10 protein-coding genes are annotated in these 12,578 nt (G+C 46.0%); 5 read left to right on the top strand and 5 right to left on the bottom strand.

Translation table 11 applies throughout. From position 1 onward, the window contains the following. Positions 1–22 precede the first annotated feature (22 nt). The 5 genes from L0659_RS17525 to hisH all read right to left on the bottom strand — a co-directional run bounded on the left by L0659_RS17525 (position 23) and on the right by hisH (position 3,186). A complete protein-coding gene (locus L0659_RS17525; protein ID WP_235127918.1) occupies positions 23–358 on the bottom strand; it encodes a phage holin family protein in 336 nt (111 codons plus the stop codon). A gap of 13 nt (positions 359–371) precedes the next feature. Then, a complete protein-coding gene (hisIE, locus tag L0659_RS17520; RefSeq protein ID WP_235127917.1) occupies positions 372–1,001 on the bottom strand; it encodes a bifunctional phosphoribosyl-AMP cyclohydrolase/phosphoribosyl-ATP diphosphatase HisIE in 630 nt (209 codons plus the stop codon). A gap of 84 nt (positions 1,002–1,085) precedes the next feature. Then, complete coding sequence (gene hisF, locus L0659_RS17515) at positions 1,086–1,859, bottom strand: imidazole glycerol phosphate synthase subunit HisF (protein WP_235127916.1); 774 nt, start codon at positions 1,857–1,859, stop codon at positions 1,086–1,088. 3 nt (positions 1,860–1,862) lie between these two features. Further along, the gene (gene hisA, locus L0659_RS17510) at positions 1,863–2,585 is read right to left on the bottom strand and encodes a 1-(5-phosphoribosyl)-5-[(5-phosphoribosylamino)methylideneamino]imidazole-4-carboxamide isomerase (RefSeq protein WP_235127915.1); all 723 of its coding nucleotides are present in this window, start codon (positions 2,583–2,585) and stop codon (positions 1,863–1,865) included. Between the two features lie 10 nt (positions 2,586–2,595). Further along, complete coding sequence (gene hisH / locus L0659_RS17505; protein WP_235127914.1) at positions 2,596–3,186, bottom strand: imidazole glycerol phosphate synthase subunit HisH; 591 nt, start codon at positions 3,184–3,186, stop codon at positions 2,596–2,598. A 281-nt stretch (positions 3,187–3,467) separates the two neighbouring features. Here hisH and L0659_RS17500 point away from each other — a divergent pair, with 281 nt between their 5' ends. The 5 genes from L0659_RS17500 (at position 3,468) to L0659_RS17480 (ending at position 12,453) form a co-directional block, all read left to right on the top strand. Beyond that, positions 3,468–4,958, top strand: a complete 1,491-nt coding sequence (locus L0659_RS17500) for a M14 family zinc carboxypeptidase (protein WP_255727428.1) — start codon at positions 3,468–3,470, stop codon at positions 4,956–4,958. A 117-nt stretch (positions 4,959–5,075) separates the two neighbouring features. After that, entirely contained in the window at positions 5,076–7,892 is a 2,817-nt protein-coding gene (locus L0659_RS17495) for a TonB-dependent receptor (protein WP_235127912.1), read from the top strand. 62 nt (positions 7,893–7,954) lie between these two features. After that, complete coding sequence (locus L0659_RS17490; protein ID WP_235127911.1) at positions 7,955–9,304, top strand: T9SS C-terminal target domain-containing protein; 1,350 nt, start codon at positions 7,955–7,957, stop codon at positions 9,302–9,304. Positions 9,305–9,424: 120 nt separating this feature from the next. Continuing rightward, entirely contained in the window at positions 9,425–10,036 is a 612-nt protein-coding gene (locus L0659_RS17485) for a HupE/UreJ family protein (protein WP_235127910.1), read from the top strand. A 35-nt stretch (positions 10,037–10,071) separates the two neighbouring features. Next, positions 10,072–12,453, top strand: coding sequence for a M1 family metallopeptidase (locus tag L0659_RS17480; RefSeq protein WP_235127909.1), 2,382 nt, complete (start codon positions 10,072–10,074; stop codon positions 12,451–12,453). The last annotated feature ends 125 nt before the right edge of the window (positions 12,454–12,578 follow it).

Below are 12,578 nucleotides of genomic sequence, written 5' to 3'. Positions count from 1 at the left end.
TCTTACGGAGCTGGACTTGTCACTAATCCAAAAACATACCAAGAATACCCGAAATGATAGAAACGACAAAACCGAAAAGCAATGCGGGGATGAACCCGTCGATGGAAAATCCGGAAACGAGATAGGTAGCGATGTAAATGATAAAGACGTTCACAACAAAATAGAATAGCCCAAGTGTCATGATCGTGATCGGCAGCGCAAGGATCTGCAGCACCGGTTTCAGAAAGGTGTTGAGAATTCCCAGCACGATGGCCACAATAATGGCCGTGGTTGTGCTCGCAACAACAACTCCCGGAATTAAATTAGCAGCAAGCAAAATTGCTAACGTACTGATTAGCAGGCGTATTATTAATCTCATAAGCAGTTAATTTTTATTGATGACGGCTGCGAAGTACGCCAATTACCTCATCTAAGTCAATGTTTTTTTGCTCCAAAAGGACCAGAAGGTGAAAAAGCAAATCAGACACTTCATTTTTGAAAAGATCAGCATCATCATCTTTGGATTCTATCACAACTTCCACCGCCTCTTCTCCGACCTTCTGCGCAATTTTATTGATTCCCTTACGGAACAGGCTGCTGGTGTAGGACTCGTCCAGGGGGTTTAATTTTCTTTCCCGGATCACTTCCTTTTGCAGGTAGTTGAGAAAAGATGCTTCCCCGATTCGGGTATCCTGACTATTTTTTTCCCCAAAGCATGTATCCGCTCCGGTATGGCAGGTCGGGCCAGCCGGAGTTGCTTTTATGAGGATCGTATCCCCATCACAATCAGCGGCTATCTCGTTCACAAAAAGGAAGTTGCCGGAAGTTTCGCCCTTTGTCCAGAGCCTTTGTTTGCTGCGGCTGAAAAACGTCACGGTCCCGAGTTCCTTCGTTTTTTCCAGCGCTTCCTGGCTCATATAGCCGAGCATCAGCACTTTGCCGGTGTTGATATCCTGAATAATAGCCGGTATAAGCCCGTCCGGTGATTTATTGAAATCAATTGTTGAAAAAGTATCGCTCATTGTAGTTTAGTCATTTGGACAAAGTTGCATTCTTTCCGGCTATTTTAAAGAATGTTGCCGGGAATAGTTAACAAACCTCCCGCCTCAGCGCGTCATGCGCATAGGAAGGTTTTTGTCGTGAAGATATTTTTTCAGATCCGGAATGTCAATTTCCCGGAAGTGGAAAATGCTCGCTGCAAGGCCCGCATCAGCTTTTCCGGTGGTAAACACATCATAAAAATGCTCCATATTCCCAGCTCCGCCCGAAGCGATCACCGGAATGTTTGCGTTACCACTTATGGTTGCCGTAAGTTCCAGCGCAAAACCGGCCTTCGTTCCATCGGTGTCCATCGAGGTTAGTAAAATTTCGCCTGCACCACGGTCTTCCACCTCTTTCGCCCAGGGAATTGTCCTGAGCTCGGTTGGTTTGCGTCCGCCATGCGTATGCAGAATGTGCTCGCGGCCATTTTCGGTTTCGATGTAACGCGTGTCAATGGCCACAACAATGCACTGACTTCCAAATTCGAGTGACAGTTCATTGATCAGATCCGGATTTTTCACCGCAGCCGAGTTGATGGAAACCTTATCCGCCCCGGCATGCAGCAGCGCAGAAACATCGGCTATTGAGGAAATCCCGCCGCCTACCGTAAATGGAATGTTAATGGTATGCGCCACTTTTCTGACCAGGTCAATAAATGTAGAACGACCGTCAACGGTGGCTGTAATATCCAGATACACAAGCTCATCCGCGCCATGTGCTGCGTACAATGCGCCCAATTCGACCGCATCGCCCGCATCGCGCAGATTTACAAAATTGACTCCTTTAACAGTCCGCCCGTCCTTCACGTCAAGGCATGGAATGATTCGTTTTGTTAGCATATTTTAATTCAAAAAACGCTGTAATTCGCTCAGTTTGATCCGGTTTTCATAAATCGCTTTCCCGATGATCACGCCGTAAATGTTCATTTCAGCCAGCTTTTCCACATCTTCCAAACCGCTGATTCCACCGCTGGCAATGATTTTCAGGTCAGGGCATTTGTCCTGCAAATTTTTATATAGGTCAAACGATGGGCCTTGCAGCAAACCATCCTTCGCCACATCCGTGCTGATGGTGTATTTTACACCCTTATCAACATAATTTTCTACAAAATCATAAACCCAGATCTCCGTCCCCTCTTCCCAGCCGCTTACTGCCACTTTTTCTTTCTTCGCATCGGCTCCGAGAATGATCTTTTCTCCCCCATAAACGGAAATCCAGTTCAGAAACAGCTCCGGATTCTTTACGGCAATGCTTCCGCCGGTAACTTGTTTGGCGCCACTTTCAAAAACCGCTTTCAGATCATCATCGGACTGAACGCCTCCGCCAAAATCAACGTGCAGCGTAGTTTTAGAAGCAATTTTCTCCAAAACCTTCCAGTTCACCACTTTCTTCGCTTTCGCCCCATCCAGATCCACCAGGTGTAACCGTTTCAATCCGGCATCCTGAAACTGCATCGCTACTTCGAGCGGGTTTTCATTGTAAATGGTTTTTTGCCCGTAATCACCCTGGGTAAGGCGCACGCACTTTCCCTCGATTAGGTCAATGGCTGGTATTATTTCAATCATTTCAAAGGGTTTAAACAATGTCTAAAAAGTTTTTCAGGATCTGCTGTCCGGCGTCACCGCTGATTTCGCAATGAAACTGGGCTGCATAAAAATTATCCTTATGCAATATTGCGCTGAACGGCAGCACATATTCGCAGCTTGCCACAGTGTACTCGCAAACCGGCGCGGCGTAACTATGCACGAAGTAAACATAAGCATTATCCGGCAAACCGGTGGTTAGCGCCGTCTGATAGCCGGTAATGTTATTCCAGCCCATATGCGGCACTTTTAGGCCGGGCGTTGCAGGAAAACGTTTCACGTCCACATCAAAAATCCCCATGCATTCGGTGTTATTTTCCTCCGAAAACCGGCACATCAGCTGCATACCAATGCATGTGCCTAAGAAAGGTTGTTTTAATGTTGGGATGACTTTGTCGAGCCCCACTTTGCGAAGGTAATTCATCGTCGTGCTGGCCTCTCCTACGCCCGGAAAAATGACTTTGTCCGCCGAACGGATTTCTTCCTCGTCGTCCGTGTACAGGTAACTTGCGCCAATGCGGTCGAGGGCGTACATGACCGACTGTACATTGCCTGCGTTGTATTTTATAATGACTGTTTTCATCCAATGTGGTTTGAGACAAAACAAAAAAAGCCCGATTTTAAAAATCGGGCTTCTGGGATACTATGTATTCAACCTTATTACAACACTACTTGCAAAAACACATCACCCAAGACGTCCGAAAGCCAGATGGCCTTGATGAAAATGATGATTTGTTTCAGCTTTAAACATGCACAAATGTAAGTATTATTTGCAAGAAGTAGAAAGCATGCGAACAAATATTACATTAAAATTTGCTTAGAAAATTCTTGTACATTGCGATTACAAAACGGCTTTGTATGATCATGAGAATTTTCATTTCACAACTATTTTTCTTCTTAATTACCTTGACCACCGTTACATCCCAGGCACAGTCTGACGAGCTGCCCAACCGGCTTTATAAAGTTCACGACACTTACCGCGAGACCACATTAACGCAGCGCCGCTTCAAACAAAAAGACATTCTTCCGCTCATTGCCAAACGCCAGGGCAACCCGCTTTACAAGATCGAAACCGTAGGCGAATCCTTTGAAGGCAGGACATTACAGATGATCAAAGTCGGAACGGGCAAGAAAAAAGTGCTCCTGTGGACCCAAATGCATGGCGATGAGCCTACTGCAACCATGGCGAGCTTTGATATATTCAATTTCCTGGAAGGAAAGAATGACGGCTTCGACGATTTTCGCAAAGAGCTGCTCGAAAACACAACATTATATTTCGTCCCAATGCTCAACCCTGACGGTGCCGAACGTTACCAGCGCCGAACCATGCAGGGCATTGATATGAATCGGGATGCGGCTTCCCGCCAGACACCCGAAGCGGTTGTGCTGAAAGGTTTGGTGGACAAATTAAAACCCGATTACGGCTTTAACCTCCACGACCAGAGTCCCCGCTATTCCGCTGGCAGAAGTGCCAAAGTGGCAACGATTTCTTTCCTGGCGACTTCCTATGATTACGAGCTGAATATCAACCCTGTGCGCGAGCGTTCCATGCAGCTGATCGTGGGCATGAATAAGGTTTTGCAAAAATACATTCCGGGTCAGGTGGCGCGCTATGCCGATGATCATGAGCCGCGCGGATTTGGTGATAATGTGCAGAAATGGGGCACAACATTGGTCCTGATCGAATCGGGTGGTTATGTAGGCGATCCTGAAAAACAATACATCAGGAAGCTCAATTTCATGGCAATCCTTTCTGCGCTGGACAAAATTGCTGACAATTCCCTAACCAAAGAAAAACGCGACGATTATTACAAAATCCCTGAAAACGGCAGGTGGGTTTATGATCTCGTGGTGCGCAATGCAACAGTTAAGCAATCCGGAAAGTCGTTTCTGGCCGACCTGGGCATTAACCGCAACGAAGTAAGCTATTCCAATGCAACCAAGTTTTTTTATTACAGCAAAATAGAAGACTTCGGCGACCTGCACCCGCAATTCGGCAGTGAAGAAATTGACGCGAAGGGACTAACCATTGAAAAAGGAAAGGTTTACCCCACAACATATAAGAATGTAAGCGAAGTCAGCAAACTCAATGCATTAAGCCTGCTCAAACAAGGTTACACCTACGTGCGCCTTGCATCCGACAGCAACACCCGCGCCCTCGGTCTTTACTTTACAACAACGCCATTGCATGTGCTCAGAAGCGGACAAGCCGCCCCCTCCGGCACGCCGGGACTAGGAAATACAGCCACATTTATCCTCAAAAAAGGCGCTGTGGTGAAGTATGCAGTCATTAACGGATTCGTTTACGACCTGGATAACTTTGAAGCGGGTAAAGGAAACGGGATTATAGAGTAAGTGCTTGATTTTAAACAAAAAACCACATTCCGAAATAACTGAGCCATAACATGGGGGTAACATTGAGGTAATATTGGGAGTCTACTTTTGTGTCAGAAAATAATTCTGACACAAGACATGAACTTAAAAATTACCTCTCTCTTATTTTTCCTCTTCACTACCACACTGGTATATGCCCAAACGGGTTCGATTAAGGGAAACATTGTTGATTACAAAACCAAAGAAGCTGTCATCGGGGCCAGCATTGTTTTAAAAGGCTCCACTCCACCAATCGGTACAGCAACAGATGTTGAAGGAAACTTCGACATTCAAAATATTCCCACAGGAAAACAAACGGTTATCGTAAGCTACGTTTCTTACAAGCCGAAAGAAATTGCGGTTGAAGTTTATCCAAACCAGGCTGTCCTCATTAATACAACCATTGAGGAAGATGTAGCAAACCTGGAAGAAGTGAAAATCGTAGGACAACGTCAATCCTTCACCGACGTTTCCGTTATCACCGAAATCAAGCAGGCTGAGCAAATCGCCGTGGGTATTTCTGCCCAGCAAATCCAGAAATCGCAGGACCGCGATGCTTCGCAAGTTGTTCGCCGCGTCCCGGGCGTTTCTATCCAGGATGACCGTTTTGTGATTATCCGCGGTTTGAACGAGCGCTATAACACGGTAATGTTGAACGATGCAATCACGCCATCAACAGAGGTTGACGTTAAGTCCTTCTCATTTGACTTGATCCCCAGCACGGCCATTGACCGGATGATGATCTACAAATCCGGCGCGCCTGAGCTTCCAGGTGAATTTGCAGGTGGGATTATCAAGATTTATACAAAAACAATCCCTGACGACAACGGATTTACATTCAGCCTGACGGGCGGTTACCGCGGAAACACCACATTTAAGAATGTTCTTGACTACGCAGGTTCCTCAATGGACTGGACGGGTTTTGGTGCCCCGGACAGAGCGCTGCCCAATGGCTTCCCATCTACAAAAAGATTGCAAAGCGAAAGTTCTCCATCTGATGCATCATTAAATGCATTTCGTAACCTCCCTGAATTTTATGATTTGAAATCAAAATCGGTGACGCCTGATTTACGCGCTTCACTGGGTTACAACTATAAGTTTGAATTAGGAAATATGAAGTTGACAACATTCAATAATGTCAATTATTCATCTACAAATCAATTTTTGCCAACAACACAATTCCGTTACCTGAGCTTTGACAAGGTAAAGCAGAAATCAGACATTCAAAGCTCCTACCAGGATGAGTTGTATCAAAACAATGTCCGCCTGGGTGTGATGTCCAACTGGGCTTTGATCATCAATCCGAATCACAAAATCGAATTCAGAAACCTGTTCAACCAGCTTTCTAACAAAGAGACCAACTTCCGCCAGGGATACAATACGGACAATGATGTAGAAGTTCAAAACTACGCATTCCGTTACGAGTCGAAAAGCATTTACTCAGGTCAGCTAGGCGGGACACACGAGCTGGGCGCACATACAACATTGAAATGGCTGGGTGCATTGGGAACAACATTCCGCAGCGAACCGGATTACCGCCGCTTTATTTCAACCCGCTCCATGGGGACCACTGGCCCTTTCCAGGTGGAACTTGTTCCGGGAAGCAACGCCAGCTTGACAAGAGGTGCGCGGTTTTATTCCAAACTAACCGAATATACCAGCTCATTCCGCGCCGATCTTGAACACCGCATCGAACGCAGCGGCTACGAAGACGACGAAAGCATGCAGATCAAATTGCGTGCAGGTGCTTATGGCGAGCTTAAAGACAGGGCTTTCAAAGCAAGATGGTTTAACCTGACCAACTCCGGCAATGCTTCTCAGGAATTGCTAGGCCAGGCGCCAGCGCAGCTTTTTGATTCACAGAACATTGCTGCTGACAAACTTTATTATGCTGAAAGAACAAACACAGATGATAAGTATACTGCGCAAAACACATTAATGGCAGGTTATCTGGGTTCTTATATTCCTTTTACCAAAAAATTCAATGTTTCGGTTGGTCTGCGTGTTGAAAACAACATTCAGAAACTACAAAGCAGGCAGCGCGGAAGCGGCGAACGTATCCGTGTAAACAACCCGATCTTCCGTTTCCTTCCGTCAGCGAACTTAGCTTACAACTTTACCGAAAAATCGCTGGTACGACTAGCCTACTCGGTTTCTGTAAACCGTCCTGAATTCCGCGAGCTGGCGCCATTCACTTACTATGACTTCAACTTCGACGTTTCCCGCGTGGGTAACCCCAACCTGAAAACGCCTTCGATCCAGAACGTTGACCTTCGTTACGAGTTTTATCCGAAGGATGGTGAAATGATCTCGGTTGCGGCATTCTACAAACATTTTATTAACCCGATCGAAACGCGTATCCGCTACGCAGGTTCAGGTGTGTCATTCTACGTGGACAATGCTAAATCTGCCTACACAGCCGGCGCTGAGATCGAGCTCCGCAAATCACTTAAAAACCTTACTGTATCTCCATTCGTGGATAACCTGAGCGTAATGCTGAATGCTTCTGTCATCCATAGTAATGTATTAACGGGCTTTGCCGGACAGGAAAACGACCGCCAGTTGCAGGGACAATCTCCTTACCTGATCAATGCAGGGCTTTACTACAACGACGTAAACCGCGGATGGCAGGTGAATGCACTTTACAATGTCGTGGGTCGCAGGATCTTCCTGGTAGGCGATAAGGATTTGCAGCCAACAGTTTACGAGATGCCCCGGAATATCATTGACCTGAATATTGTGAAAGCATTAGGAGAACATCTTGAAATTAAACTGGGAATCCAGGACTTGCTTAACCAGCGATTCCGCCTGATCCAGGATAGCAACCAAGACCAGAACATTACAAATGTGGATGAGACATACCAAAGCTTCAAAAGAGGAAGCTACTCTACCCTTGGCGTTACTTACAAATTTTAATTAAGTCCAGAACCTGCTCTTTTATCACAAAAACTTTAAACAGAAAAACAAACAATTGAATTATGAAAAACACAGGTAAACTTTTAAGCTTGCTGATGTTGGGGCTTACCATTTTCGGATCTATCTCTTGCACAAATGACGACGATGATGACGATGATGATATCATTGTAACACCGGTGGGTGAAATAAAAACCGTTACAGGCAAAATCACTGCCAATACTACATGGTCTGCTTCGAACCAATACTTGCTTTCAGGATTTGTATATGTTGAATCTGGCGCGATATTGACTATTGAGCCGGGAACGATCATCAAAGGTGATGGAAACCAGAAAGGCTCTCTGATCATTAAGCCAGGTGGAAAGATTGTTGCCGTAGGAACTGCTGATAAGCCTATCATTTTTACATCAAGCAAGCCAGCAGGCCAACGTAAACCGGGTGACTGGGGAGGTTTGATCTTACTTGGAAAAGCTCCGGTTAACAAGCCAGATGCAGTAATCGAAGGTGAAAACCAATCGACATTCGGCGGAACTGACGCAGCTGACAACTCAGGACAACTGAAATATGTTCGTATCGAGTTTGCTGGTATTGCTTACGAAACTGACAAAGAAATCAACGGACTTACGTTCGGTGGCGTTGGTTCAGGAACTGAGATTGATTACGTACAAGTGTCTTATTCGGGTGACGATTCATACGAATGGTTTGGCGGAGCAGTAAATGCAAAACACTTGATCGCTTACCGTGGTCTGGATGATGATTTTGATACGGACAATGGTTTTTCAGGAAACGTACAATACGGTTTTATCCTGCGTGACCCGGCAGTAGCTGACCTTGCAGGTGATTCAAATGGTTTCGAGTCGGATAATGACAATGCCGGATCAGAAAAAACCCCACAGACTTCTGCGAAATTTGCTAACGTAACAATCGCTATGGCAGAAGGAACACCTAATGCCAAATTCGCCTCAGCGATACGCATCAGAAAAAATTCGGCTATCTCGGTTTACAATACTTTGGTGACGGGCGCTTGGCCACGTTCAGCTGTAAGAATTGAAGGCGCACCATCTGTTGATAACTTCACAACTGGCAAAATTAAAATGGACGGCAATGCAGTGGCAATCACTGGAACGCCTGCACAAGGTGTTATTGAAGGAATTACAGAAGCACTTTTCGCTCCTGCTGCAAGCAAAAATAAAGTGGGCGCGGTTGCTGATCTGAAATTGGCTACTGGCTATAACTCAATCACTGCGAAACCAGGTCTTCTTCCACAAACAGGTTCTGCTCTGTTGACTGGCGGCGCGACATTGCCAGCAGGATTTGAAGCAAACACAGTTGTAGGTGCATTCGGTACAACCGACTGGACAGACAAATGGGCGAACTGGGATCCACAGAATGCCAACTACGAAATTCAGAAATAATTAATAGTCTTATATAATTGGTGTCAGAATTTCGAAAGGCCGGGGGCAGATGCTCCCGGCCTTTTTTTTGTGACACGAATAGAATATATTCGAATTCTTTTTTTGTCTTGACAAGTATCTATGTCCGAATTCCAGGCTTACCTACAATTAGGTTTTAACCACATTACCGATTCCCTTGGCTACGACCATATCCTTTTTATCATGGCGCTTTGCACGGTTTACACGCTTATCGACTGGAAAAAAGTAATCGTCCTCGTCACCGCTTTTACGATCGGACATTCTATTACGCTTGCGCTTTCCACATTGGGATTTGTGAATGTGAACCCGGATTGGATTGAGCTGCTGATCCCGGTGACCATTGTCATTACCGCTGTTTTAAACTTCTTTTATAAAGTCCCGAAAGGCTCTTTCAACCAAAATGAAAATTCGTCCAGGGTCCGTTATCCGCTCGCATTGTTTTTCGGTCTGATCCACGGCTTAGGGTTTTCCAATTATCTGAGGACATTATTAGGTAAAGAAGCAGACATTGTGAATCCATTGCTGGGCTTCAATATCGGGCTGGAACTTGGGCAGCTGATCATTGTATTCATTATTCTTTCAATTGCTTTTGTAATGATTGAACTGCTTCGCGTTCAGCGCCTTAGCTGGATCCATATTTTATCCGGCATTATCGTCGGCATGTCGCTTTCACTGATCATTAACAACGAATTTCTCCAAAGTCTTCTGGCCTGATTATACATTGCATTATTCCCAACAACCTGCTAATTATGAAAAAAGCACTTCTATCGTTACTAATCCTGCTGATCGCGCTGCCATCCATGGCTCAGCAGCTTCCTGTCAACCCCAATTACAAAGCCAATGACCGCTTTGAACAACTGGGAACAACATTACCAACGCCAAACTCCACCCGTGCCGCATCCGGTGCGCCGGGACGTGAATACTGGCAGCAGCGTGCTGATTACGACATTAAAGTGGAACTCGATGATGACAACCGTCAGATTATTGGCTCCGAAACCATCACCTTTTTTAACAATTCCCCGGATGACCTGAAATACATCTGGCTGCAACTGGACCAGAACCTTTTCAAAAAAGACGGCATAGGCGCCACTTCCAGGACTGGCGCGGTCAACGAAAAAGGCATGAGCCCCGCGCAGCTGGCCGCATTGAACAACGGCAGAGGCTCATCGCTGGACCCAAAAACAGAATATGGTTATAAAATTGGCGCGGTGAAGGACAAAGCTGGAAAAGCATTGCCTTACACGATCAACGGCACGATGATGCGCATTGATTTGCCCGCAACAATGAAGCCAGGAACAAGCTTCGTTTTTGGCGTGAACTGGACTTATAACATTACTGAATACTACGGCCGGAGCGGATATGAGTTTTTTCCAAAAGACGGCAATGCCAATTATTTCATCGCGCACTGGTTCCCGCGCCTTGCGCCTTATGACGACATTAACGGCTGGAACCACAAGCAATTTCTGGGGCAAGGCGAGTTTGCATTGATCTTTGGTAATTATAAAGTAGCCATCACCGCTCCCGCCGACCACGTGGTGGCAGCCAGCGGCGAATGCCAGAACTACGCACAAGTGCTTACCGCAACGCAAAAGCAGCGTTTGAAACAAGCTGAAACTTCCAAAACACCTGTTCTGATCGTTACGCAAGCAGAAGCTGAGAAAGCTGAGAAGCGGGAAAATAAAAATCCGGGTAAGAAAACATGGATTTACAAAGCGGATAATGTGCGTGATTTTGCGTTTGCAAGCAGCCGGAAATTCATTTGGGATGCCATGCAAAGTGATGTTTACAAAAGCGGCCGCAAGATCTGGTGCATGTCTATTTATCCAAAAGAAGGAAATCCGCTTTGGGAGCAATATTCAACCCGTGCCGTTGCCCATACATTGAAATCTTACGGCGCACGCACATTTGAGTATCCTTATCCGGTTGCAATCTCTTGCCATTCAGTGGCCGGCGGAGGAATGGAATATCCGATGATCAGCTTCAATGGCGGACGTCCGGAAGAAGACGGGACATACAGCGAAGCTGTAAAATATGGCATGATCGGCGTGATTATCCATGAAGTAGGGCACAATTTCTTTCCTATGATCGTCAATTCCGATGAACGGCAATGGGCTTGGATGGACGAAGGTTTGAACACATTCTGTCAATATCTGGCCGAAAAAGAGTGGGATTACAACTTCCCTACCCGCCGCGGCGAGCCTAACCAGATCACGGATTATATGTCATCTGACAAATCGGTGCTAACGCCGATTATGGCTTCCGCAGAAAACGTGATAGGCCTGGGACCAAATGCTTATGCAAAACCTGCCACCGCATTGAACATCCTCCGTGAAACCGTTATGGGGCGCGAGCTGTTCGACCATGCATTCAAAGAATATGCAACGCGCTGGATGTTCAAAAGCCCATCCCCGGCCGACTTTTTCCGCACCATGGAAGATGCGTCAGGCGTGGATCTGGACTGGTTCTGGAAAGGTTGGTTTTATGGAACCGAGCCTGTGGATCAGGATCTTTTGAGCGTGGACTGGTTCAGCATTGATACGCAGAATCCGGAGATTGAAAAGGAAATCGCGCGTAAAGAAGCAGCCCGCAAGCAGCAGACAATGAGCAAAATGCAGGATGCGAAGACCAAGGGCGAAACCGTGGTTGCACAGGATTCCACCATGGCCGACTTCTACAACCGCTACGATCCATTCAAAGTTACCGAAGCCGACAAGCAGAAATACGACCAATATCTGGCTTCACTTTCGGAAAATGAAAAATCACTGATCCAGGAAAACAGCAATTTTTACACGCTTTCCATTAAAAACAAAGGAGGGTTACCCATGCCGGTGATAGTGAAAATGGGCTTCGAAGACGGGACCGATTCTGTGGCTGTATTCCCCGCAGAAATCTGGCGCTTCAATGACGCACAGGTTAACAAGGTGATTTCGACCAAAAAGAAAGTCGTGCAATGGACATTGGATCCATACCAGCAAATCGCAGACATTGACACGGAAAACAACGCCTTCCCGCGCGTAGCTGCGCCAACAAGATTCCAGATCTTCAAGCAGCAGCAACTAAAAAAGACCCCAAACCCCATGCAAATGCAAGGAGCCGGCGCAGGGAAAATTACCACCGATCCGAAGAATTAAAGCTTTTTTAATAAAAAACGAAACCTCCCCGAGCCTTGTTTCGGGGAGGTTTTTTTATGTAATTTCAAAATGGAAGTTATGTAATTTCAAAATTCATCGATTAAGTATTTACAAATCAATAAGTT

The sequence above is a fragment of the Dyadobacter sp. CY347 genome, from assembly GCF_021502655.1.
GTDB lineage: Bacteria > Bacteroidota > Bacteroidia > Cytophagales > Spirosomataceae > Dyadobacter.
Note: the sequence above shows the minus strand (reverse complement) of the source record. Positions and strands in the feature narration are given on the sequence as shown.

What these genes read in the sequence shown, in the direction of transcription:
- hisIE (WP_235127917.1), bottom strand. Translation starts at nt 1,001, where the DNA reads ATGAGCGATACTTTTTCAACAATTGATTTCAATAAATCACCGGACGGG.
- L0659_RS17525 (WP_235127918.1), bottom strand. Translation starts at nt 358, where the DNA reads ATGAGATTAATAATACGCCTGCTAATCAGTACGTTAGCAATTTTGCTT.
- L0659_RS17500 (WP_255727428.1), top strand. Translation starts at nt 3,468, where the DNA reads ATGAGAATTTTCATTTCACAACTATTTTTCTTCTTAATTACCTTGACC.
- L0659_RS17480 (WP_235127909.1), top strand. Translation starts at nt 10,072, where the DNA reads ATGAAAAAAGCACTTCTATCGTTACTAATCCTGCTGATCGCGCTGCCA.
- L0659_RS17495 (WP_235127912.1), top strand. Translation starts at nt 5,076, where the DNA reads ATGAACTTAAAAATTACCTCTCTCTTATTTTTCCTCTTCACTACCACA.
- L0659_RS17485 (WP_235127910.1), top strand. Translation starts at nt 9,425, where the DNA reads ATGTCCGAATTCCAGGCTTACCTACAATTAGGTTTTAACCACATTACC.
- hisF (WP_235127916.1), bottom strand. Translation starts at nt 1,859, where the DNA reads ATGCTAACAAAACGAATCATTCCATGCCTTGACGTGAAGGACGGGCGG.
- hisA (WP_235127915.1), bottom strand. Translation starts at nt 2,585, where the DNA reads ATGATTGAAATAATACCAGCCATTGACCTAATCGAGGGAAAGTGCGTG.
- hisH (WP_235127914.1), bottom strand. Translation starts at nt 3,186, where the DNA reads ATGAAAACAGTCATTATAAAATACAACGCAGGCAATGTACAGTCGGTC.
- L0659_RS17490 (WP_235127911.1), top strand. Translation starts at nt 7,955, where the DNA reads ATGAAAAACACAGGTAAACTTTTAAGCTTGCTGATGTTGGGGCTTACC.